This window comes from Arthrobacter sp. G.S.26, from assembly GCF_050847375.1.
Taxonomy (GTDB): domain Bacteria; phylum Actinomycetota; class Actinomycetes; order Actinomycetales; family Micrococcaceae; genus Arthrobacter.
The window spans coordinates 4,089,703-4,112,399 of the sequence record NZ_CP193752.1 but is presented as its reverse complement, the minus strand read 5'-3'; the positions used below and the strand labels follow the sequence as shown (position 1 = coordinate 4,112,399).

Annotated in this window: 22 protein-coding genes; 13 read left to right on the top strand and 9 right to left on the bottom strand. The window is 68.0% G+C overall.

Annotated elements, in window-relative coordinates; all coding sequences use genetic code 11:
- Nucleotides 1-15 precede the first annotated feature (15 nt).
- Nucleotides 16-606 (top strand): hypothetical protein, encoded by a 591-nt coding sequence (locus ACRB8A_RS18870; protein ID WP_197273491.1) that lies wholly within the window; start codon nucleotides 16-18, stop codon nucleotides 604-606.
- Between the two features lie 102 nt (nucleotides 607-708).
- Entirely contained in the window at nucleotides 709-1,071 is a 363-nt protein-coding gene (locus tag ACRB8A_RS18865) for a hypothetical protein (protein WP_285241301.1), read from the top strand.
- Nucleotides 1,072-1,167: 96 nt separating this feature from the next.
- Here ACRB8A_RS18865 and ACRB8A_RS18860 read toward each other — a convergent pair whose 3' ends face one another.
- Complete coding sequence (locus ACRB8A_RS18860) at nucleotides 1,168-1,713, bottom strand: CGNR zinc finger domain-containing protein (protein ID WP_432245320.1); 546 nt, start codon at nucleotides 1,711-1,713, stop codon at nucleotides 1,168-1,170.
- A gap of 80 nt (nucleotides 1,714-1,793) precedes the next feature.
- On the opposite strand from ACRB8A_RS18860, the gene ACRB8A_RS18855 reads away from it, so the two are divergent.
- Nucleotides 1,794-2,816: an EamA family transporter gene (locus ACRB8A_RS18855; RefSeq protein WP_432245319.1), complete on the top strand. Its 1,023-nt coding sequence runs from the start codon at nucleotides 1,794-1,796 to the stop codon at nucleotides 2,814-2,816.
- Nucleotides 2,817-2,923: 107 nt separating this feature from the next.
- On the opposite strand, the gene ACRB8A_RS18850 is transcribed toward ACRB8A_RS18855, so the two are convergent.
- Nucleotides 2,924-3,187 carry a WXG100 family type VII secretion target gene (locus ACRB8A_RS18850; protein ID WP_050683809.1) on the bottom strand — a complete coding sequence of 88 codons (264 nt, stop codon included), beginning with the start codon at nucleotides 3,185-3,187 and terminating at the stop codon, nucleotides 2,924-2,926.
- Nucleotides 3,188-3,408: 221 nt separating this feature from the next.
- Here ACRB8A_RS18850 and ACRB8A_RS18845 point away from each other — a divergent pair, with 221 nt between their 5' ends.
- Entirely contained in the window at nucleotides 3,409-3,681 is a 273-nt protein-coding gene (locus tag ACRB8A_RS18845; protein WP_056599293.1) for a DUF2277 domain-containing protein, read from the top strand.
- A gap of 18 nt (nucleotides 3,682-3,699) precedes the next feature.
- On the opposite strand, the gene ACRB8A_RS18840 is transcribed toward ACRB8A_RS18845, so the two are convergent.
- The 3 genes from ACRB8A_RS18840 to ACRB8A_RS18830 are packed head-to-tail and all read right to left on the bottom strand — an operon-like array spanning nucleotide 3,700 to nucleotide 6,641.
- Nucleotides 3,700-5,988 (bottom strand): heavy metal translocating P-type ATPase, encoded by a 2,289-nt coding sequence (locus ACRB8A_RS18840; protein ID WP_432245318.1) that lies wholly within the window; start codon nucleotides 5,986-5,988, stop codon nucleotides 3,700-3,702.
- 31 nt (nucleotides 5,989-6,019) lie between these two features.
- Nucleotides 6,020-6,259, bottom strand: a complete 240-nt coding sequence (locus tag ACRB8A_RS18835) for a heavy-metal-associated domain-containing protein (RefSeq protein WP_432245317.1) — start codon at nucleotides 6,257-6,259, stop codon at nucleotides 6,020-6,022.
- A 46-nt stretch (nucleotides 6,260-6,305) separates the two neighbouring features.
- Nucleotides 6,306-6,641: a metal-sensitive transcriptional regulator gene (locus tag ACRB8A_RS18830; RefSeq protein ID WP_050683813.1), complete on the bottom strand. Its 336-nt coding sequence runs from the start codon at nucleotides 6,639-6,641 to the stop codon at nucleotides 6,306-6,308.
- A 307-nt stretch (nucleotides 6,642-6,948) separates the two neighbouring features.
- On the opposite strand from ACRB8A_RS18830, the gene ACRB8A_RS18825 reads away from it, so the two are divergent.
- On the top strand, nucleotides 6,949-8,055 hold the full coding sequence (locus tag ACRB8A_RS18825; protein ID WP_050683814.1) for a WD40/YVTN/BNR-like repeat-containing protein: 1,107 nt from the start codon (nucleotides 6,949-6,951) through the stop codon (nucleotides 8,053-8,055).
- Nucleotides 8,048-8,335 (top strand): MoaD/ThiS family protein, encoded by a 288-nt coding sequence (locus ACRB8A_RS18820; protein WP_050683815.1) that lies wholly within the window; start codon nucleotides 8,048-8,050, stop codon nucleotides 8,333-8,335. Before ACRB8A_RS18825 ends, ACRB8A_RS18820 begins: the two co-directional genes overlap by 8 nt.
- A gap of 69 nt (nucleotides 8,336-8,404) precedes the next feature.
- Here the strand turns inward: ACRB8A_RS18820 and ACRB8A_RS18815 are convergent, their stop codons facing one another.
- Nucleotides 8,405-8,641 (bottom strand): hypothetical protein, encoded by a 237-nt coding sequence (locus ACRB8A_RS18815; protein ID WP_050683816.1) that lies wholly within the window; start codon nucleotides 8,639-8,641, stop codon nucleotides 8,405-8,407.
- A gap of 127 nt (nucleotides 8,642-8,768) precedes the next feature.
- Nucleotides 8,769-9,995, bottom strand: coding sequence for a pyridoxal phosphate-dependent aminotransferase (locus ACRB8A_RS18810; protein ID WP_432245316.1), 1,227 nt, complete (start codon nucleotides 9,993-9,995; stop codon nucleotides 8,769-8,771).
- Between the two features lie 213 nt (nucleotides 9,996-10,208).
- Between ACRB8A_RS18810 and ACRB8A_RS18805 the strand changes: the two genes are divergently transcribed.
- Genes ACRB8A_RS18805 through ACRB8A_RS18775 form a run of 7 tightly spaced genes read left to right on the top strand, consistent with a single transcriptional unit; the run spans nucleotide 10,209 to nucleotide 20,235 of the window.
- A complete protein-coding gene (locus ACRB8A_RS18805; RefSeq protein ID WP_285241307.1) occupies nucleotides 10,209-11,504 on the top strand; it encodes an ABC transporter substrate-binding protein in 1,296 nt (431 codons plus the stop codon).
- Between the two features lie 15 nt (nucleotides 11,505-11,519).
- Nucleotides 11,520-12,491 carry a carbohydrate ABC transporter permease gene (locus ACRB8A_RS18800; protein ID WP_200933649.1) on the top strand — a complete coding sequence of 324 codons (972 nt, stop codon included), beginning with the start codon at nucleotides 11,520-11,522 and terminating at the stop codon, nucleotides 12,489-12,491.
- The gene (locus ACRB8A_RS18795; protein WP_050683819.1) at nucleotides 12,491-13,345 is read left to right on the top strand and encodes a carbohydrate ABC transporter permease; all 855 of its coding nucleotides are present in this window, start codon (nucleotides 12,491-12,493) and stop codon (nucleotides 13,343-13,345) included. Before ACRB8A_RS18800 ends, ACRB8A_RS18795 begins: the two co-directional genes overlap by 1 nt.
- Nucleotides 13,342-16,017 carry a beta-galactosidase gene (locus tag ACRB8A_RS18790; protein WP_432245315.1) on the top strand — a complete coding sequence of 892 codons (2,676 nt, stop codon included), beginning with the start codon at nucleotides 13,342-13,344 and terminating at the stop codon, nucleotides 16,015-16,017. The genes ACRB8A_RS18795 and ACRB8A_RS18790 overlap by 4 nt, the downstream gene beginning before the upstream one ends.
- A gap of 26 nt (nucleotides 16,018-16,043) precedes the next feature.
- Nucleotides 16,044-17,333, top strand: coding sequence for an ROK family transcriptional regulator (locus tag ACRB8A_RS18785; protein WP_285241309.1), 1,290 nt, complete (start codon nucleotides 16,044-16,046; stop codon nucleotides 17,331-17,333).
- A 15-nt stretch (nucleotides 17,334-17,348) separates the two neighbouring features.
- The gene (locus ACRB8A_RS18780) at nucleotides 17,349-19,100 is read left to right on the top strand and encodes a glycoside hydrolase family 35 protein (protein WP_432245314.1); all 1,752 of its coding nucleotides are present in this window, start codon (nucleotides 17,349-17,351) and stop codon (nucleotides 19,098-19,100) included.
- Nucleotides 19,101-19,158: 58 nt separating this feature from the next.
- Complete coding sequence (locus tag ACRB8A_RS18775; protein ID WP_285241311.1) at nucleotides 19,159-20,235, top strand: ATP-dependent DNA ligase; 1,077 nt, start codon at nucleotides 19,159-19,161, stop codon at nucleotides 20,233-20,235.
- Between the two features lie 4 nt (nucleotides 20,236-20,239).
- Here ACRB8A_RS18775 and nikE read toward each other — a convergent pair whose 3' ends face one another.
- Both nikE and ACRB8A_RS18765 read right to left on the bottom strand, forming a co-directional pair.
- Nucleotides 20,240-21,880, bottom strand: a complete 1,641-nt coding sequence (gene nikE / locus ACRB8A_RS18770; protein WP_432245313.1) for a nickel ABC transporter ATP-binding protein NikE — start codon at nucleotides 21,878-21,880, stop codon at nucleotides 20,240-20,242.
- A complete protein-coding gene (locus ACRB8A_RS18765; protein WP_050683824.1) occupies nucleotides 21,877-22,695 on the bottom strand; it encodes an ABC transporter permease in 819 nt (272 codons plus the stop codon). The genes nikE and ACRB8A_RS18765 overlap by 4 nt, the downstream gene beginning before the upstream one ends.
- Between the last annotated feature and the right edge of the window lie 2 nt (nucleotides 22,696-22,697).

Below are 22,697 nucleotides of genomic sequence, written 5' to 3'. Positions count from 1 at the left end.
CACTAAACTGGACCGGTGAGCCAATCCATGACCCCCGCCGGAACCGCCCCCGAAACCAGCCCCCGGCCCGATCTCTGGCGCCCGGTCCTGGTGCGCGCGGCGGCGGCCCTGGCCTTCGGCGCCATCACCATTTTCTGGCCGGCGCCGTCCATTGAAGTCATGGGCTGGGCTGGCGGCCTCTACCTGCTGGCCACCGGGCTGGTGCTGCTGCGCGGCATCCCCGCCACGGGATGGGAGCGCACGTCCGGTCCGGGCAAGCTCCTGTCCGGCGCCGGATCAGTGCTGGCGGGCGCGGGCTTTGCGGTGCTCCTCCTGCACGGCGACACCCTGTTCGCTGTGATCGCAGCCCTGGGGCTGGGAGCCGCCGGTGCCCTGGAACTTGCGTGCGGGCTGCAGTACAGGGGCCGGCACGTCCTGGCCCGGGACTGGATTGCGTCCGGCGTGATCGGGCTGGGAACCGCGGCCGCCCTCCCGTTCTTCGCCGGCCTGGGCGCCCACGCCCTGCTGGGGGTTGCCGGCGGCGGCGCCATCATTTCCGGGGTGCTCTGGGTCCTGTCGGGCCTGACGCTCCGGCACGATGCCCGCAGCGGGGCCGGCAACCCGTAAACTGGTTACGCACGGTTCTACTTCCTGTAGAAATATGCCGGGCACACCATCGAAGCATTAACACCAGGCCGGCCGGCGCGCCGCCTGCAGGGAGGAATCATCGTGGCAGACCAGCATCCAGGCAAACCGCGCAAGCTGCGGACCTCGGTGAAAGGGCCGCTGATGTTTTCCGCGTTCTGGGCGGTAGTGGCCTTTGGCGCAGTGCTGATCTTCGCCTCCGGCGGCAGCGCCCGCGCGCCCCGTTTCGACCTCGCGTTCACCGCCGCGGGAATCGCCTTCATCGTCACCCTGGTCATCGCCGCCATGTTGTCCATGAGCCATAAGGACAACGCCGAACACCTGGGCAAGGGCTCGGGCGTCAACCTCAGCTCCGCGGGAAACCAGGGCCACGGATTCGGCGGCCAAAAATCCGGTGGCCAGGCCCCGGCTGCCGGTGACGGCACCGACGGCACCCCCGGCACCTGACCGCCGGCACGCCCGGTACCTGACCGCCGGCACGCCCGGTACCTGACCGCCGGCACGCCGGCCCCTAGCCGTTGGTCCGGTCGGCGCCTTTCCGGATCAACCGGTCGCTGCCTGCCGTGCCCGGTACGCCGCCACGTGCGCCCGGTTTGCGCAGTTTCCGGTATCGCAGTACCGCTTTGACCTGTTGCGGCTGAGGTCAAGCACGGCCGCATCGCAGTCCGCGGCCTCGCAGGCGCGCAGCCGGTCCATCTCCTTGCTGCGGATGACGTCCGCCAGCGCCATGGCCGCCTCCGTGCTCATCCGGTCCGCCAGCGGCGCGGCCGGCAGGGTGGCGTGCAGGTGCCAGTCCCAGCCATCATGCTTCACCAGCTGGGGCAAAGCCCGGGCTTCCCGGAGCAGCCGGTTCACCGTCTTCACGGCCGCGTCTTCACCGGCCGTCCAAAGCGCCGCAAGCTCGCCGCGGAGCGCGTGGACGCTGGCCAGTTCCCGGGCGTCCCGGACCCGGGATCCGGTGAAACCCTCGGCTTCGAGGAATTTATCCAGGTCCTGCAGCGTGGCCAGGCCTTCCCTGCCATTCGCTGCGGAGTTAACAAGGTTGACCACGGTGCGCAGGGCCACCTCAGTGTCAGGGGCAAAAACCATCTTGACTCCTTACGTGGGGCAAGCGTACTGTCATGACCATCACCCCACTTTACTCCTGACAGAAGGCATTGGTGCCTGCCGTGAAACAAACCCACCGCCGCCGACCGGCCGGCGCCTTCCTGGCGCCGGGCCTCGGCATTGCCCTCTTTTCCTCCGCCGTGTTCGGCATCTCCGGCGCCTTTGCCAAGGCCCTGCTCGAAACCGGCTGGACCCCCGGCGCCGCGGTGACCGCCCGCCTGACCGGTGCCGCGCTGATCCTTGCCGTCCCGGCCATTCCGGCCCTCCGCGGCCGGTGGCACCAGCTGCGCAGCAACTGGCTCACCATCGTGCTGTTTGGCCTGGTGGGCGTGGCAGCCTGCCAGCTGTTCTACTTCAATGCCGTGGCCAGGCTGTCAGTGGGCGTCGCCCTCCTGCTCGAGTACCTGGCGCCGGTGCTGATTGTGCTCTGGCTGTGGGCGGCCAGCCGGAAAACGCCGCGCGCCCTGACCTTTGGCGGCACGCTGCTCGCCCTGGCCGGCCTGGTGCTGGTCCTGGACCTGACCGGCGCTGTCAAGGTGGACGTGGTGGGCGTGCTGTGGGGCATCGCCGCAGCGGTCTGCCTCGCCATCTATTTTGTGATCACGGCCAAGGAAAACGACACCCTGCCGCCCATCGTCCTGGCGTCCGGCGGGCTGATGGTGGGTGCTGCGGTGATGTGGCTGGCGGCCGCTACCGGCCTGCTGCCCATGGCGTTCAGCACCGCTGACACCAAGCTGGGACCCTGGCTGGCGCCGTGGTGGGTTTCGCTGGCCGGCCTGGTGCTGCTGGCCACCGTGCTGGCTTACGTCTCGGGCATCATGGCGGCCAGGGCGCTGGGCTCCAAAGTGGCATCGTTTGTGTCGCTGACCGAGGTCCTCTTCGCCGTGGCCTGGGCCTGGCTGCTGCTGGGTGAACTGCCGGGTGCCATCCAGCTCCTGGGCGGTGTCCTGATTGTGGGCGGCGTGGTCCTGGTGCGGCTTGACGAACTCCGCGCCGCAGCGAAAACCGGTGCGCCGCCGGCCGCGGATGCACCTGCGGGGGCCCGTCCGCTGGACCATGCGAACGACGTCGAACCCGTCCCGTAACCCAGGCCTGTCCGCAGGTGGAACCGGGGCGGGGGTTAAACCGGACAGGGTCCGGACACCCCATGGTGTCCGGACCCTGCCGCGGCAAGCCTGCTGAACCGTCAGGGTCAGTTGGAGGCCCGGTCCTGCTCTTCGGCGTTCTTGGTAGCCTTCGTGCCGGCTTCCTTCAGCGCTTCCGCAACCTTGGTGAGAAGGGCGGAGTGCGTGCCGGACCATTCGTTGCGGAACTTCTGGGCGTCCGGACCTTCCCAGTTCGTGCTGCTCAGGACCTTGGTGAGAGTGGTCTTCTGCGTCTCGATCTCCGCTGCACCCGACTGAAGCTTGCTGCCCAGCTGACGAAGTTCCTGGACGTCTGCACCCCAAATAGCCATCAGTTTCTCCTTGTGTAGTGTGGATCCGGCTTGAACCGGTCTCCCCAGTGGCCCCCGGCTCATCCGGAAGATCCATTGGTTCAAACCTACCCCGGCCCGGAAAACAGTGTCGATGGGCACCCCTGCCCATGCTGGACTCCCCATGCGGGGACCCCGCGGAACGGGCGGCTGCCAAGGAAAAAGGGCTCGATCCCGGCTGGATCAGCGCCTAGCATGGGCGTATGTGCCGGAACATCCGAACCCTTCACAACTTCGAACCGCATGCCACCAGCGATGAGGTGCATGCCGCAGCGCTGCAGTATGTGCGGAAGATCAGCGGCAGCACCAAGCCGTCCAAGGCCAACCAGGAGGCCTTCGACGACGCCGTCCACGAGATTGCCCACATCACGGCACATCTGCTGGACGCCCTGGTCAGTGTCGCGCCCCCCAAGGACCGGGAGGTTGAAGCGGCCAAGGCAAGAGCCAGGTCCGCCGAGCGGTTTGGCGCCGCCTGACGGACCACCGGGCCCCGGTTACCTGCCGAAGCGCCGCAGCCGCAGCGAGTTTGCCACCACCAGGACCGAGCTCGCCGCCATCGCGGCGCCGGCCAACATCGGGTTGAGCAGGCCCAGGGCGGCCACCGGGATACCCACCGCGTTGTAAAAGAAGGCCCAGAACAGGTTCGTTTTGATGGTGGCGAGGGTCCTGCGGGACAACTGGATGGCCTGCACCACCTGGGCCAGGTCGTTTCCCATCACCGTCAGGTCCGCTGCCTCGATGGCCACGTCCGTGCCCGAGCCCATGGCGATGCCGAGGTCCGCCTGTGCCAGTGCCGCGGCGTCGTTCACGCCGTCGCCCGCCATGGCCACCGTGGCGCCCGAAGCCTGGAGCGTCCGGACGGCCGCCACTTTCCCTTCCGGAGTGACCCCGGAAAACACGTCGGCAGGATCAATTCCGACGGCGGCAGCCACCTTCGCAGCCGCCGCGGCGTTGTCCCCGGTCAACAGGATGGGACGCAGTCCGAGTTCCTTCAACGCGCCCACTGCGTCCGCGGAGCCTGCCTTGGGGGCATCCCGGAGGCTGATGATGCCGGCCGGTGCACCGTCCACGGCCACCCAGACGGCGGTGGCACCCCCCGCTTCGGCAGCCGCCAACGCGGCTTTCCGGTCCGGGCCCAGGGCAAGTCCTGACTGTTCCAGCCAGCCGGTGCGGCCGGCGGCCACCAGCCTGCCTTCCACGGTTCCCAGCACTCCGCCGCCTGGCTCGGAACGGAACCCGTGGACGGGCGGCAAGGCGCCGCCGTCGTGCGTTTCCCGGCTCTTCCCGGCCGCGGCGATGGCCCTGGCCACTGGATGTTCCGACGCGGTCTCGACTGCCGCCGCCAGGCGCAGCACTTCGGCTTCCGTGAAGCCCGGCAGCGCCGTGGTGCCGTCCACAGACAGGATGCCGGTGGTGACGGTACCGGTCTTGTCCAGCAGGATGGTGTCCACCGTCCGGGTGTCCTCCAGGACCTGCGGGCCCTTGATCAGGATGCCCAGTTGGGCGCCGCGTCCCGTTCCCGCCAGCAGGCCAACCGGTGTGGCCAGCCCCAGGGCGCAGGGACACGCGATGACCAGCACGGCCACCGCAGCGGTAAACGCGGAACTCAGCTCGCCGGCGGAGATGGCCGGCCCGGCAGCCAGGAGCCAGAGCCCGAACGTGGCCACGGCAATGACCAGCACCACCGGTACGAACACGGCGCTGACGCGGTCGGCGAGGCGGGCGATGGGCGCCTTGCCGGTCTGGGCCTGGGAGACCAGCCGGGCCATCTGGGCCAGCGTGGTGGCTGACCCCACGCGGGTGGCCCGGACCAGCAGCCGGCCTGAGGTATTGATGGTGGCGCCGGTTACCCGGCTGCCCGGACCCACGTCCACCGGCATGGATTCGCCGGTGACCAGGGATGCGTCAACGGCCGATGTCCCCTCGGTGACCACGCCGTCCGTGGCTATTTTTTCGCCGGGGCGGACCACCAGCAGGTCATCCACCTGCAGCCGGTCAGCGGGGATCGACAGTTCGTTTCCCTCCCGCAGGATAGTGGCAGCCTTGGCGCCGAGGTTCAGGAGGGCCTGCAAGGCATCGCCCGCCTTCTGCTTGGCGTTGGCCTCCAGGAACCTGCCCAGGAGCAGGAAGGTGGTGACCACTGCCGCCACTTCGAAATAGAGCCCGCCGGCTGCCATGCCCTCCATTCCGGGGCTTTCGGTCATGCGGGGATCCGCCAGCAGCTGCCAGGCGGAGAACAGGTAGGCGGCAGCAACGCCGATGGACACCAGGGTGTCCATGGTGGAGGCCAGGTGCCTTGCGTTGATGGCTGCGGCCCGGTGGAAGGGCCACGCGGCCCAGGTCACCACGGGCAGGGCCAGGACGGCGGCGGCCCAGCCCCAGTGCGGGAAGTGGAAGGCGGTCACCATGGAGATGAGGAAAACGGGGACCGTGAGGGCTGCGGAGGCCAGGAGGCGGGGGCGCAGCGATGCGGCGGAACCACCGTGGGTCATGTGGTCCCCGCCGGCAGGGTCCATCGCGTGGCTGTGGCCGTGGTCCGCGGCGGGCCGCACGGTGGCCGTGTAGCCGGCAGCGTTGACGGTGGCCACCAGCTGGTCATCGCTGATGTGGGCAGGAACGCTCACGTGGGCGGATTCCAAGGGCAGGTTGACGGTGGCTGCCACGCCTTCGAGCTTGCCCAGCTTCCTTTCCACGCGGTTGACGCACGACGCGCAGGTCATGCCTGTGATGTCCAGGTCAACCGTGCGGTGGTCCGATGGGTGCAGGAGCTTGTGCTGGCTCATGTCCGCCTCCTTGGTCAGGGGATAAAAGGGTTCAGGCCTGGTTGGCGACGACAAGGTAGCCGGCCTCGGCCACTGCTTCACCGATGTCCGACGGCGGCAAGGCGCCGCTCGAGGTAATGGTGACGGTGGAGATGCCGCCGGCGTTGAGGTCTACGGCGACCGCTTCCACCCCGGCCAGGGACTCCAGTTCTTCGCTGACCGCCGAGACGCAGTGGCCGCAGGTCATGCCGGACACGCTGACGGTGGTGGTGATGGGTGAGATGGTGCTCATGGCTGGCTCCTTGGGTTGTGGGTGGTGTTCGCAGGCTGGTGCTGCCTCAACGGATCAGGCGGCCGATGGCTTCCGTGGCTTCCTTGACCTTTGCATCGATGGCCCCGGCGCGCAGTTCCGGATCCGGTTCCGCGGCGGCGCCCACCACACAATGGCCGATATGTTCCTCTACCAGGCCCAGGCTCACGGCGTGCAGGGCCTTCGTGACTGCCGAGACCTGGGTGAGGATATCGATGCAGTACTTGTCCTCGTCCACCATGCGGGCGATGCCGCGGACCTGGCCCTCGATGCGCTTGAGCCGGCGGAGGTAGGCGTCCTTGTTGCCCGTGTAGCCGTGGACGGCGGGGGTGTGCTCCGGCGTGGGCTGTTCTGCAGTGTCCATAACGCCAACTTATACCCCCTTGGGGTATGGCGCAAGTACCCCTGGGGGGTATTCCCGTGGCGGGCCTCATGATCTTCGCCGGGCACAAAAAAGCTCCGGAGTGCGTTATTGGGGGATACGCACTCCGGAGCAGCATTTGGGCAGGCCCGCGGTTCACTTGGGCTTGCGAAATTAAGCTTACTGGCTGGTAGGGCGGTCCGCCAGCACCGCGAATAAGTACTTTCGCTTTATTTTCCACACCACAAAAAAGCCGGCCAAACTGTTGTTGGAAAGAAAACCGTTGCGGCCCGCCGCTGCCGGTGGTTGCATGGAACGCATGGCAACCGCGGAGAGTTATGTCCTGGCGATCGGAACCAAAAAAGGGTTATGGCTGGCCACCAGCCCGGACCGGAGCAATTGGGCCTTTACCGGCCCGCACTTCCTGATGAGCGAGATCCCCAGCGTGGGGATCGACACGCGGGAAGGCCGGACGCGGATCATGGTGGGGGTGCGCAGCGAGCACTGGGGGCCCACCGTGGCACACTCCGACGATCTTGGCGCCACGTGGTCCGAGCCTGCGGAGGGCGCCATCACTTTTCCCGCTGACACCGGGGCGGCGGTGGAGCGGATCTGGCAGATCCATCCGGACGCAGAATCCCGGCCCGGGGTGGTGTGGGCGGGTGCCCAGCCCATCTCGGTCTGGAAATCAACGGACGGGGGAGAGCATTTCGAGCTGAACCGGGGCCTGTGGGACCACCCCCACCGCAGCGAGTGGGGCGCAGGCTACGGCGGCGCGGCGGCGCATTCAATCGTGGTGCAGCCAGGCGGTGACACCGTCCACATCGCCATGAGCACCGGCGGCGTCTACCGTTCCCTGGACGGGGGCTCCTCCTGGGAGCCGCGGAACCGCGGCATTTCTGCGGGCTTTATGCCGGACGCCGAACCGGAATTCGGCCAGTGTGTGCACAAGATTGCGGCGGACGCCGGGATCGAAGGCAGGCTGTACGCCCAGAACCACCATGGTGTGTACCGGACAGACGACAACGCCGACACCTGGACGTCCATCGCTGATGGGCTTCCCGCAGACTTCGGCTTTGTGATGCTGGCGCATCCGCGGCGGGAAGGGACCGCCTGGGTCATTCCGCTGAAGGCCGACGGCGAACGGATTCCGCCGGATGCCGAACTCGCGGTGCACCGGACGGACGACGCCGGTGCCACCTGGCTTAGATCCACCACCGGGCTGCCGGACCACGAATACAACAGCGTCCTGCGCGACGCCGCGGCAGTGGATAGCGCCGAACCGGCAGGCGTCTACTTCGGCACCCGTGGCGGCTCCGTCTACGCAAGCCCGGACGAGGGGGAAACCTTCACCGAGGTGGCTGCCCACCTGCCGGATGTCCTGTGCGTCCGGGCGGCAGTGGTGGCCGGTGCCTGACATCACTGTGGTGCTGCCCAGCGTGCTGCAGCCCCTGGCCGGCGGGCAGTCCGTTCTGACTGCGCCCGCTGACGCGGCGGTGACTGTTGGGAGCGTGCTGGATGCGGTGACGGCGGACTTTGCCATCCTGGCCCGCCGGTTGCGGGACGAAACGGGTGCCTTGCGCCGGTTCGTCAATGTTTATGTGGACGGCGACGAGGTCCGCCGCCTGCAGGGCCTGGCTACCGAGGTGGAGCCCGGCCAGGAAGTACTGGTCATCCAATCCGTGGCCGGCGGCTGAGGCGGAAGGGTCCAGCGCCGTGCGGGCAGTCCATACTGACTGCGCCCGCACTGCCGTGCCCGGTCCGGCTCAGGCCACCCGCCAGATGCTGCACTCGTCAGCGTTGATGGCCTTCCGCAGGCCGGTAAGCCGGTCGACGATCCAGATGACGCCGATGCCCGGCGCGGTCTCCTGGACACTGCCGCGGCGGATGACCACGTCGTCGTATGAAGGGCCCACAGAGAGCCTGGCTTCAATTTCATCACCGCGGTGGAGCTGGTCCAGGGCGCGGACTCTGGTTACATTCGGCGTCGCTTTCGTCAACATGGGGGCCTCCTGGCGCTGGGACGGGCCCTTGCCCGCAGTTCCAGTGTGGCCCTGCAATGTTGCGCGCCGGTTTCACCGCCGTTAGCTGCCGGTTAGTTCTGCGCGCCGGCGCTGTTTCCGCCGGCCCCTACTCCGTGCCGGCCGCCCGGTAGCCGGCCAGGAACGTGGCGATCCTGCCCACGGCCTCCTCGATGTCCAGGACGGAGGGCAGGATGACGAACCGGAAATGGTCCGGCGCAGGCCAGTTGAAGGCCGTGCCGTGGGAAACCAGGATTTTCTGGTCCCGGAGCAGGTCCAGGACAAACTGCTCGTCGCTGGCGATGGGGTAGAGGTCCGGGTCCAGGCGCGGGAAAAGGTACATGGCCCCCGCCGCCGGGACGCAGGTGACACCGGGGATGGCGGTCAGCAACTGGTAGGCGAGATCCCGCTGTTCCCGGAGCCTTCCGCCGGGCCGGACCAGCGCCTCGATGCTTTGGTAGCCGCCCAGGCAGGTCTGGATGGCGTGCTGGGCGGGAACGTTCGGGCACAGGCGCAGTGAGGCGAGGAGCTCCAGGCCTTCGCGGTAACTGGCGGTCGCGGCCAACGGGCCGGTGATGGCCACCCAGCCGGCGCGGTAGCCGGGCATCCGGTAGGCCTTGGACAGGCCGCTGAACGTCAGGCAGCAGACATCCTCCGCGACGGCCGCTGTATGGATGTGCTCGGCGCCGGCGTAGAGCACCTTTTCGTAGATTTCGTCCGAAAAGAGGACCAGGTTGTGCTTCCGGGCCAGCGACGCGAACTGCTCAAGGATGTGGCGGGGGTAGACGGCGCCCGTGGGGTTGTTGGGGTTGATGATCACAATCCCCTTGGTCCGGCTGGTGATCTTCGCCTCGACATCGGCCAGGTCCGGCCACCAGTTGTCCGCTTCCTCGCAGAGGTAGTGCACCGGCCTGCCGCCCGTCAAGGTCACGGCGGCGGTCCACAGCGGATAATCGGGCGCCGGGACCAGGATTTCGTCGCCGTTTTCCATAAACGCCTGCAGGCACATGGAGATGAGCTCACTGACGCCGTTGCCAATGAAGATGTCTTCCACGCCGATCTGCATCAGGCCGCGGGTCTGGTAGTACTGCGAGATGGCGGTACGGGCGGAGAAGATTCCCTTGGAGTCGCTGTAGCCCTGCGCGCCCCGGAGGTGGTGGATCATGTCCACCACCACGGACTCGGGGGCTTCCATGCCGAACGGGGCAGTGTCGCCCAGGTTCATCTTGAGGATCCGGTGCCCCTCCGCCTCCATGGTTTTGGCTGCCTGCAGAATGGGGCCCCGCAACTCGTACCGGACGTTCTGAAGTTTGCTGGAGTGTTGCATGGCGCGCATGGTTGATCATTTCACAGCCGCCGCCCCACCGCCCGTGATGACCCGTCGGCAGCCCCGAGGATCATGTGTTAGCGATCACAAAAAACTATTGACGATGGTTAGAATAAGCACTAGCGTAAGGGTCTGCCGGCTATCCGGGGGACACCCGCGCCAGCCCAGGCTCTTGGTACACAGTTTCCGGCAATGACCGCCGGGCCATCTGAAGGGAAAGCAATGAAGCTTCTTGAAACCACCGTCTCGCGCCGCAACGTCCTGGCCGGCCTGGGCGCCTCAGCCCTGGGCATCATCACCCTCACGGCCTGCGGCGGGTCCGGCACCGCCTCCTCATCCGGCGGCAAGGACTTCGTGATGACCGTCTGGGGCGGGGACCCGGACAAGGCCGCATACCAGGCCCGGCTGGACCTCGCCAAGGCCAAATACCCCGACTACAACATCACGCTCCAGCTGATTCCGAACAAGGACTACGCCCAGAAGGTCCAGACCATGATCTCCGGCGGCACCGGCCCGGACATCATGCAGGTCGCGGAAGACGCCAACGCCTACAGCTCAAAGAACCAGCTGCTGGCCCTGGACGATCTGATCGGCAAGTCCGCCCTGGACCTCTCCGCGACCTTCGGGCCCGTGGCGGAGAACTGGAAGTACAAGGACAAGACCTACGCCATCCCGGACCGCGCCGGAGCCATGATCATGTATTACAACACCGCCGAATTCGAGAAGAAGGGCATCCCGGCACCCACGGCGGAATGGACCTGGGACGACCTGCTCTCGGCCGCCAAGGAACTCACCGGCGACGGCGTCTACGGCTACGGCGGCACCGAATGGTGGCCCATCTGGATGTCCTTCGCCTACCAGAACGGCGGACAGATCATCGATCCGGGCAGCGGCCGGCCCACCGTGAACACCCCTGAAGTCATCGAGGCGCTGCAGTTCTGCCAGGACCTGGTCTTTAAGCACAAGGTGGCCCCGTCCAAGGTTGACTACGCCAACATGGGCGCCGGCGTGGGCGGCGACGCCGCCTTCGCGTCGGGCAAGGTGATGATGAACAGCACTGGCTTCTGGAACATCGGCAGCCTGGCCAAACAAAAGACCATCAGCTGGGATGTGGCGCCCGTCTGGCGCGGCCAGGAGAAGGCCATCGCAGCCTTCGGTTCCGGCCTTGCCGTGTCCCGGAGCAGCAAAAACCCCGACGACGCCTTCAAGATCATTGAATTCATGACTTCTGCCGAGGGCCAGAAACCCATCATGGACCTGGGCCAGGACGTCCCCGCCCGCCAGGACCTGCAAAGCAGCCAGGAGTTCCTCAAGCCGGCCTGGCTGGACGCCACCGTGGACATGCAGGTGTTCCCCGATTCCGCACCGTCCATCTTCAAACCCCCGTTCATCCCCGAGTGGAACGAAATGCAGAAGGCCATGACTGACGCGCTGTCCGACTTCTGGCTCGGCAAGTCCGATGCCAAGGCCAGCGCCGCTGACCTGCAGAAGCGGCTTGAGTCCATCGTCAAGGCCTAGGCGCGGCAGACGGCCATGTCAGTCCTGCAGAAGCCCACCTCCGCGCCGGGCCCCGCACCGGCGCGGGAGGCGCCCAACCCCCGCAAGGCCCGCCCCAGCGCCATGCGCCGCAAGGAAGCCAGGTTCTTCTGGCTTTTCATCTCACCCTGGATCATCGGATTTGTGGTGTTCCTGCTCGGCCCCATGCTGGCCTCCATCTACCTGTCCTTCACGGACTGGGACTCCTTCACGGACCCCAACTGGGTGGGCGTTGCCAACTACGTCCGGCTCTTCACCGAAGACGAGATCTTCCATAAATCCCTCTGGAACACGTTCTATTTCGCGTTCTTCTCCGTGCCGCTGGGCATGGCCATCGCGCTGTTCCTGGCCGCGCTGCTGAACAAGCAGATGAAGGGGCGAAAGCTGTTCCGCACCCTGGTCTACCTGCCGCACCTGGTGCCGATCGTCGCCGTCGCCCTCATCTTCCAGATGGTGCTGGCACCCGATTCCGGCCCGCTCAACAGGTTCCTCGCCGTGTTCGGGATCGACGGTCCCGCCTGGCTCTTCGAGAGCGACTGGGTCAAGCCTGCGATCATCCTGCTGTCCCTGTGGCAGGCAGGCGGTGCCACCGTGCTGCTGCTGGCCGGTATGAAAGGCATCCCGCAGGAATTCTACGAAGCGGCAGAAATCGATGGCGCCTCCGGGATCCGCCAGTTCTGGAGCATCACCTTTCCGCAGCTGACCCCCATCATCTTCTTCAACCTGATCATGGGCATCATCGGTGCGTTCCAGGTGTTTGCGCAGGTCTACATCCTGACCCAGGGCGGGCCGGACAACGCCAGCCAGATGGTGGTCCCGCTGCTGTTCAACGAGGCCTTCCGGAACTACCGGATGGGCTACGCCTCCGCCATCTCCTGGGTGCTGTTCCTCATCGTCATGGCACTGACCGTCCTGGCCTTCGCCACCTCACGCAAGTGGGTCTTCTACGAAACCGAGGTCAAGAACTGATGGCCGCCCTCAAGGTCTACAAAAGTTCCGCCTTCACCTACGGGTGGCTCACGGTGGCATCCGCCATCTTCTTCGCACCGCTGGTGTTTGTGGTCTCCATCGCCCTCAGCAGCGACCAGACGGTGGCATCCGGCAGCTTCTCACTGATCCCCACAGAATTCCAGTGGGACAACTTCGTGCGGATTTTCCAGACCCAGCAGCCGGTGGGCAACTTTGTGCTGAACTCCGTCATCATCTCGGTGTTCGCCACCGTGGGGCAGGTGTTCTCCTCCGCGCTGGTGGGCTACGCCTTCGCCCGGCTTCGTGCCAAGGGTAAAAACATCACCTTCATGATTGTGTTGGCCACCATGATGATCCCTGCCCAGATCACCATGATCCCGCAGTTCATCCTGTTCAAGGAGCTCGGCTGGATCAACACGTTCCTGCCGCTGATCATCCCCAACTTCTTCGGCAACGCCTACAACATTTTCCTGATCCGGCAGTTTGTTTCCAGGCTGCCCCTGGAAATGGATGAGGCTGCCATGGTGGATGGGCTGGGCTACTTCGGCATCTTCCGCCGGATTGTGCTGCCCATGATGACCCCGGTCCTGATGGCCATCGCCATCTTCACCCTGACCTTCACCTGGGGCGACTTCATGGGCCCACTGATCTACATCAACGACGACACCAAGATGCCGCTGGCGCTGGGCGTCCAGCTGCTGACCAGCACCAGCCAGGAACTGCAGACACCGCCGTGGAACCTGGTCATGGTGGGCACCGTGTTCCTGTCCCTGCCCATGATCATCATTTACTACTTCGGCCAGAAATACATGTACGAAATGAACATCACCACCGGCAGCGCAGGGGTGAAATGATGCAGGATTCCGACGGCGGCAGCGTCCGCCTCGAGGACGGCCGGCTGCTGATCGACGGCGGCCCCGAGGTATTGCTGTGCTCCTCGCTGTTCTACTTCCGGCTTCCTCCGGAGCAGTGGCGCGAACGCCTCCGGCTGGTCCGCGCATCAGGGTACCGCGCCGTGGACGTCTACTTTCCCTGGAACTTCCACGAGCTCCGGCCCGGCACGTTCGACTTCACCGGCGCCAGGGACATCGCGCGGTTCCTGGACCTCGCCGCCGAGGAGGACCTGTTGGTGATGGCCCGCCCCGGCCCGTACATCTGCTCCGAGGTGGACGGCGGAGGACTGCCGGCCTGGCTGGGGCTGGATCCCGAACTCCGGGTCCGGCAGAACGAGCCGCGCTTCCTGTCCCAGGCGCTGGCCTGGTACCGGGAGGTACTGCCCCTGATCGCCGAACGCCAGCACGGCAACGGCGGCAGCGTGGTCCTGGTCCAGGTGGAGAACGAACTGGATTTCTTCGACTGCCAGGACCGGACCGGCTACGTGGAAGCCCTCGCGGACGCGGCCAGGGCTGCCGGGATCACGGTTCCCATCATTGCCTGCGCCGGCCAGGGCGACCTTGCCGGCGCCACCGGCAACGCCCGGGGTGTGGTGCCGGCCGCAAACTTCTACCCGGACGACGCCTCCCCTGACGTTGAGGCCGAGGTGCTGGCGTACCAGCAGGAACTGGCCGCCCAGGGGATCCCGCTGCTTATCACGGAAACCAACCGGCTCCACCTGACACTGCGCCGCGGACTCCTCTCGGGTGCCCGCCTGCTGGCCCCCTACCTGCAAAGCTCGGGTTGGAATTTCGACCTGAACCCGTCCGCCGGAAACTGGGGAAACCCCGGCAACTTCATGACCCACAGCTACGACTTCGGCGGCTACGTGGCAGCCGACGGCGCCACCCGGCCGGAGTACGCCGAAGGCCAGCGGCTGGCGGCGGTGATCGGTGCGCTGGGCGTCCGGCTGGCAGGCGCGGCTCCCGTCCTGGCCGCGCCGCTGGCACTGGTGCCCGACTTCGCCACGTCCAGCGTCCGGCCCGTGCTGGCGCTCGACGGCGGCGGGTTCCTGGCCGGGCTGCCCAACCTGTCCGGCACGGACGGGATGCTGCAGCTCAAGACCGATGCCGGGGCCACCGCCACGGCCCTGGTTCCCGCCGGCCACTGCCCGCTGCTCCTGGCCGGCCTGCCGCTGGCAGGCTGGGGCGTGCCGGCCGTGCTGGAACTGGCCACGGCCGAACTGACGGCCAGCGCCGCTGCCCCCGGCGTCCTGAACCTCACGTTTGCGCCCGCCCCGGGCGCGGTGCTGGTGCTCTCGACGGACCGGGACACCACAGTGCTGTCCGGCACCGCCGGCCACAGCGGCAGCTTCCTCATCGTGGACGTGGCGGCGGGTCCCGGCGAGGTGGCGTTCGACGACGGCACCCGGCTGGCGTGGGCAACGTCCGCGGCACCCACGACGGGCGCCGTGGCCAGCCCGGGTGCCGGCGTCGGGCTTTCCACCGGACGCACCCTTGCTGCCCGGCCCTTCACCGGGATTCCGGCAACCCGGCACGCCGCGGCGCCGCCACTGGAGGAAGTCGGTGTGTATGCCGGCCGGGCCCGGTACCGGGCCGCTGTTCCCGCAGGCTGCCGCCGGCTTCTTATCCACGGGGCCGCCGACATCGTGGATTTTTCCCACCACAGCACTCCGGCCGGCGGATCAGTGCCCCTGGGCACCAGGATTCCCTACGGCGTCGGCATGGATGTGGACCTGCCCGCCGCCGGCGGCGAGGTGGTGGCCGACGTCGAAATCTGGGGCCACGCAAATTTCGACGACGTCCGGCTGCCCGCGCTGGCCCTCGGCTCGCTGCGCGGGGTAGGGACCGTCCTGGCCGTCATCGCCGCCACGGACGTCTCCGGGCTGTGGCGGGTCCACGGCCCGGACCAATGGGCCGCACCCGGCGGCGCCGTCCGCAGGTTCGGCGGCTGGAGCAGCACACGGCTGGGCGCCGGCATCGAATACCGCAAAACCATTCCGGCTCCCCGGCAGGGGGAGGCGTGGCTGCACTTTGCCGGGCTGGCCGCTCCCGTGCAGGTGCGGGTGGACGGCGGTCCTTCCGTGGCCGTTCCCGCCGAAAACCCCTACCTGCCCCTGCCGGCCGGTGCGGACAGCTGGGACGTGGCGGTCAGCCTGACCCATGACCCGTCGGCCCCGTCCGTGGCCGTGACGCTGCTGTCGGGAACGCCGCTGCGGGACTGGGACGTGCAGGCACTGCCCCAACAGCACCTGGACGCCCTGGCGCTTGCCGCCGGGACCGCGGCGGTTGAATCCGCGGCGGAACCGCTGCCGGTGGTTGTCCGCCCCGGCCAGCCAGTTTGGCTGGTCCCGGACACTGCAGCGCTGCAGCCGGGACACGGGTATTTCCTGGCAGCGGCCGGGTCAGGCCTGATGGCCGGCGTGTGGCTCGACGGCCAGCGGCTGGGGCGGTTCTTCCCCGGCGGGCAGGAGCCCGGCAGTGACCTGGAGCTCCGCGGCGGCGACCCCGGCGTGATCTGGTTCCCGGCCCCTATGATAAAACCGGACGCCAGGCTGACGCTCCTGCTCGAATGCCGGGGCACCGCGGCCGGCACCCTCGACTCCCTGCTGTGCCGTCCGGCCGCCAGCTGATCCGCACCAACAACGAAAACACACCAATGCCGAAAAGAACGTCCAGGGACATCCGCAATGAAAGCCGCTTCGCGCTGCTCCGCGGCCTCTATGCCCTCCGCACCGCCACCCGCCAGGAGTTGGCCTCCGCCACGGGACTGAGCTTCGCCACCATCTCCAGCATTGTGGGCGAGCTGATCGAGGCCGGGGTGCTGGTGGAGGCCGGCCGCGAGGACTCCGGCGGCGGCCGGCCCGTGACCCGGCTGAAGATATCCCCCGAACGCGGCACCCTGGTGGGGGTGGACATCGCGGAAACGTACATCCACGTGGACATCTACGACCTCTCCCTGTGTGTAATCGGCAAGGCCGAAAGTGCCCTGGGCATCGAGGAAAACGAACCGGCGGCCCTGGTCCGCCGGGTGGCAGGGGTCATCAACCAGGCCGCCGCAGACGCCGGAATCGCCCGCAGCTCGCTGGTGCGCGTCGGCGTCAGCCTCCCGGGCCAGGTGGATCCCCAGCGGGGGGTGTCCGTCTTCGCCCCGAACTGGGACTGGCACGAGGTCAACATCCAGGCCCTGCTCAGCAACGCGATCGGGCTGCCGGTGGACGTTGACAACCCGCTGCGGGCGATCGCCCTGTCCGAGCTCTGGTTCGGCGCCGGCCGCCTGGTGGCCAACATCGCTGCCGTGAACCTGGGCACCGGTGTGGGCGCCGGCCTTGCCCTGGACGGTGAGCTGGTCCGGGGCGCCAGCAACACCGCCGGGGAATGGGGCCACACCACCCTCATGTTTGGCGGCCGGCTCTGCCGGTGCGGCCGGCACGGCTGTGTGGAGGCGTACCTGGGGGTGCCCGGCCTGCAGCAGACCATGGCGGAAATCAACGCAGGCCACCCCCTCCTCACGGCGGACCGGCAGCGGGAATTCGTCCTCGCCGTCGCCAAAGGCCTGGCCGCCGGCGACCCCGACTGCACCGAACTGCTGGACGTCACGGGCCGGTACTTCGCCGCCGCCCTGGGCAACCTCATCAACTTCATCAACCCGGACCACGTCAGCATCCTCGGCTGGACCGCGGCCAACATCGGCCCCGAACTGCTCCAGGCCACGGAGAAACACCTGGCCCGGGAGATGCTGCCCAGCGCCGGGGGCGTGGTGCGTGTGGGACTGTCCACCGTCGTCGGCAACGCCGTCACCCTGGGCATGGCAACCCTGGCGCTTGAGGGATTCCTTGAGCAGGCAGGAGTGCCCAGCCGCGGCGCCCTGCCCCGCGCCGGCGCCGCACTGCCGGCCGATCCCCGGCCGCACCAAACCCGCGGGCCGCAGCCCGCCAAAACCACTTAAGAAGGAGCACCCCGGATGGGACATTTCGAGATCGGCACCGAGGATTTCCTGCTGGACGGCGCACCGTTCCGCATCCTCTCCGGTGCCATCCACTACTTCCGGGTCCACCCCGACCAGTGGGCGGACCGGATCCACAAGGCCCGGCTGATGGGCCTGAACACCATCGAGACCTACGTGCCCTGGAACGAGCACTCGCCGGAACCCGGCACGTTCCTGACCAACGGGGGCCTGGACCTGGCCCGGTTCCTGGATCTGGTCCAGGCGGAGGGGATGCAGGCCATTGTCCGGCCGGGGCCGTACATCTGCGCCGAGTGGGACAACGGCGGCCTGCCCGCCTGGCTGTTCACGGACCCGTCCATCGGCGTCCGCAGCAGCGAACCGGGCTTCCTGGCCGCCGTGGATGGGTTCCTGGCCGGCCTGCTGCCCATCGTCGTCGAACGCCAGGTCAGCCGGGGCGGGCCGGTCATCCTGCTGCAGATCGAAAACGAGTACGGCGCCTACGGCAGCGACAAGGCCTACCTGCAGCACCTCGTCGATTTCGCGCTGAATGCCGGCGTTGACGTGCCGCTGTTCACGTGCGACCAGCCCTTCGGCAGCATGATCGAGGACGGCTCGCTGCCGTTCCTGCACAAAACCGGGACGTTCGGGTCCCGGACGGCGGAGCGGCTGGCCTTCCTCCGGGAACGGCAGCCAACCGGACCGCTGATGTGCGCCGAATTCTGGAACGGCTGGTTTGATAACTGGGGCACCCACCACCACACCACCGACGCTGCCGCCTCCGCCGCCGAACTCGATGCCCTGCTCAGCGCCGGCGCCTCCGTAAACGTCTACATGTTCCACGGCGGCACCAACTTCGGCTTCACCAACGGCGCCAACGACAAGGGCATCTACGAGCCCACCATCACTTCCTATGACTACGACGCCCCGCTCAGCGAGGACGGCTACCCCACGGACAAGTACTTCGCCTTCCGGGACGTGATCGCCAAACACTTCCCCGTCCCGGAGGAGCTGCCTTCCCGGCGGCGCCCTGCCGCCGAAGCCGGGGTGGCCGTCACGTCCGCCGCCGGACTGCTTGGCTCCCTGGACCTGCTGGGCGGGCCCCGCACCCTGGCCGGGCCGGCGCCCACCACCGAGGACGCCGGGCAATACCGCGGCTTCACCCTCTACAGCACCGAAGTGGACCGCGGCGGCGTCCTGACCGTGGCGGAGGTCCGGGACCGGGCGCAGTTTTTCCTGGCCGGCTCGCCGGTGGGTGTCCTCAGCCGCGAACTGGGGGAACGGGCCATCACCATCCCGTCCGGCGGGCTGCTCCAGGTCCTGGTGGAGGACCAGGGCCGGGTGAACTACGGCCGGCGGATCGGCGAATTCAAGGGCCTGATGGCGCCCGTGAAGCTCAACGGCGGCGAACTGCTGGACTGGGACATCCAGGCGGTGGACGTTGGAAAGCTGGGCAGCCTGCGCGCCGCCGCGACGGACCTTGCGGCGGATGCCGGTGTGCCGGGGCCGTCCGTTGCGTTTGCGGACTTCGAGGTGGACGAGCCTGCCGACCGCTACCTGCGGCTGGACGGCTGGACCAAGGGCAACGCGTTTGTCAACGGCTTCAACCTGGGCCGCTACTGGAGCCGGGGGCCGCAACGGACCCTCTACGTTCCGGGGCCGCTGCTGCAGCCGGGCCGCAACGAACTGGCCATCCTGGAACTGCATGGCAGCACCACCCGGACCGTGCAGTTCGTCGCCGCACCGGACCTGGGGCCGGACGAAAAGTAGCCGCCCGCACCCCGCGGCGGGGTTCCGCCCGCCGCGGTCCGGGGACAGAATGGGGTCCATGGAACTCCCCGTGATGCCGCCCGTCCCGCCCATGCTCGCCAAAGCCGTCAGCGGCATCCCGGAAGGGGAGCTGAGCTACGAACCCAAGTGGGACGGGTTCCGGTCCATCATCTTCCGCGACGGGGACGACCTGGAGATCGGCAGCCGGAACGAAAAACCACTGACCCGCTACTTTCCGGAACTGGTGGCCGCGTTGAAGAAGAACTTGCCGCCGCGGTGCGTGGTGGACGGCGAAATCGTCCTGGTGGGCGCCGCCGGGGACCGCCTCGACTTTGATGCCCTGCAGCAGCGCATCCACCCCGCCGCGAGCCGGGTGAACCTCCTGGCAGGGGAGACCCCGGCGTCGTTTGTGGCCTTTGACCTGCTGGCCCTCGGCGACGACGACTTCACCGGCCGGCCGTTCGCCGAACGCCGGGCGGCGCTGGAGGAGGCGCTCGCCGGCAGCCGCGCCCCGGTCCACCTCACGGCCGCCACCACCGACAAGGACACGGCCGGGAGCTGGTTCCGGCAGTTCGAGGGGGCAGGGCTGGACGGGATCGTGGCCAAACCCCTTGCCGGAACCTACCAGCCGGACAAACGCGTGATGTTCAAGATCAAGCATGAACGCACCGCGGACTGCGTGGTGGCCGGCTACCGGGTGCACAAGAGCGGCCCGGACGCCATCGGATCTTTGCTGCTGGGCCTGTACAAGGACGACGGCGGGCTGGCGAGCGTCGGCGTGATCGGCGCCTTCCCGATGAAGCGGCGCCAGGAGCTGTTTGCTGAGCTGCAGCCTTTGGTCACGGACCTCGAGGAGCATCCGTGGGCATGGGCCCGGCAGGAAGAAGGGGAGCGGACGCCCCGCAAGGCGGAAGGCAGCCGGTGGAGCGGGGGCAAGGACCTCTCCTTTGTGCCGCTCCGGCCGGAACTGGTGGTGGAAGTGCGCTATGACCACATGGAGGGGGAGAGGTTCCGGCACACGGCACAGTTCTCCCGCTGGCGGCCGGACCGTGATCCCGCCTCCTGCACCTATGCCCAGCTGGAGGAACCCGTCAGCTTCGACCTGGCCGCGGTGCTGGCGACGGGGCGGCCGTAGGCGGTCAGCCTTCAGGGGCTTCGCCCCTGAGCCCGGCACGGGCGGCGTGGGTCCTGGCATCCAGCATGGTCCACAGGCCGTCGGCCCGGCAGGGAATGGACGCCCCCACCAAGGCCTGGCTGTGTGGATGCTGGGGAGCTGCGAAGAAGTCGCGGGTTTCGGCCACTTCCACCACCCGGCCCGCCAGCAGCACGGCCACCCGGTCGCACATGTAGCGCACCACATCCATGTCGTGGGAAACGACGATGAGGGACAGGTGGTGCTCCCGCTGCAAGCGGAGCAGCAGGTTCAAGATGGTCCGTTGGGTGAGGGCGTCCAGGGCGGAGGTGGCTTCGTCGCAGATCAGGACCTGCGGTTCGAGCAGGAGGGCCCGGGCGATGGTGGCCCGCTGGAGCTGCCCGCCGGAGCACTGGCCGGGACGCCGGTCCAGCAGGCCCGCGTCCAGTTCCACTTCCTTGATGGCGGTCGCAATGCGCTCATCCCGCTGGGCCGGCGTCACTGACCGGTGCGGCCTGAGCGGGGCCGCCAGGCTGGCCCGCAGCGTCAGCCGGGGGTCGAAGGCGCTGTGCGGTTCCTGGAAGACAAGCTGCACGGCGGTGGGCAGGTGCGCGGCGGCGCCGTCCAGCCGCCGCGTGATGGTCCCGGTGCTGGGTGCCTCAAGCCCCACGATGGCTCTCGCCAGCGTACTTTTGCCGGATCCCGACTGGCCGAGGACACCCAGGATTTCGCCGCGCCGCAGGGTAAGCGAAACGTCCTCAAGCGCGGACTTGGCGCGCTTGGGCCCGAAGTGCTTGCCCACCTTATCCATAACAAGGACCTCACGCTCTGTCGAAGCCGGACGACGGCGGGAAACCGGTGCCAGCTGCGCTGCGGCCAGGAGGTCGCGGGCGTAGTCCGTCGCAGGCCGGGTGAGCAGCTCGCCGGCCGGACCGGCTTCCACGATGCTGCCGGCGTTCATGACCAGGACCCGGTCCGCGTACGCGGCAACGGTGGCGAGGTTGTGGGTGATGTACAGGATGCCCAGTCCGCGCTCGCGCCGTTCCCGGTCCAGCAGTTGCAGGACCTGGCGTTCCAGGACCCTGTCCAGGGCGGAAGTCGGCTCATCAGCCAGCAGCATGTCCGGCTGCCCGGCCAGCGCGAGGGCTGTCATGGCGCGTTGGGCCATCCCGCCCGAGAGTTGGTGCGGGTGGGAACGGATGCCGCGAAGCGGATCGGCGAAGCCAACCTCCTCAAGCAGTTCCACAGCCCGGGCCCGGGCCTTGGCGCCGCGAAGCCCGGCATGGAGGCGCAGCGGCTCCTTGAGGTGGGAGCCGATGGTCCGGTTGGGGTTGAACATCCGTTTAGGCTGTTGGAACAGCATTCCCAAGCGGCCGCCGCGGACCTTGTTGAGCTCCGCTTCGGTGGCCCGGGTCAGGTCAAGGTCTCCCAAGCGGATGGATCCGCCGGCAATTTCAAGGTTCGGCGGCAGCAGCCGCAGGCAGGACATGGCGGTCAGCGTCTTGCCGGAACCTGAACTGCCCACCAGCGCCACAAACTCGCCGGGTTCAACGGCGAGCGAGACACCGGAAAGAAGGCGCCTGGGGTTCGGGCCGCCGTCGGTCGCGTGCCTCACGTCCAGGTCCGCCAGGACCAGGCGCGCGCTCATTGATGTGCCGCCTGGGGCAGGAGCAGCGGCGCCGCGGCCATGTGTGCGGCCCGCTGGCCCAGCAGCGTCACGCAGAGGGCCACGGTGAAGATGACCAGGCCAGGCGCCAGGATTCCCAGCGGTGCGCGGTCTGCGAAGGGCTGGGCCGCGGCAAGCATGGAGCCCCAGTCGGACTGCGGCGGCTGGACGCCCAGACCCAGGTAGGAGAGGGCGCCGACGCTGATCAGCAGGTGCCCGAACCTCAGTGTCGCCTGGCCGAGGATGGGCGCGGTGAGGTGCGGCAGGACGTGCCGGAAGATGATGAACCACGGCGAACAGCCCACCACCCGCGCCGCGTCCACGAAGCCGCGTGCCGAAACGTCGTAGGCAAGGGTGCGGGCCAGCCTGGCGAAGGGCGTCCACCCGGTGACGGTCAGTGCCAGCAGGAGCGGCCAGAACCCGGTGCCGAGGGCGGCCACGATGAACAGCGCCACCACCATTTCCGGCAGGGCCAGCAGGACATCGTTGGTGCGCGTCAGGAATTCATCCACCCAGCCACGCCGGCGGGCGCTGATGATTCCGACGGCGACGCCCACCAGGCACGTCAGTACCGTCGCCAGCGCGGCGACCGACATGGAGAACCGGCCGCCCTCCAGGATCCGGCTCAGCGTGTCCCGGCCCAGGTTGTCCGTGCCCAGCCAGTGATCCGCCGACGGCGGCGCCAGCCGCTGCGCGAGCTGCTGTTCTGCGGGCGGGTAGGGTGAAATCCACGGCGCCAGCAGCACGGCCAGGACGATCAGGGCAAGGACAGCCGCGGCAACCGTGGTCACTGTCATCC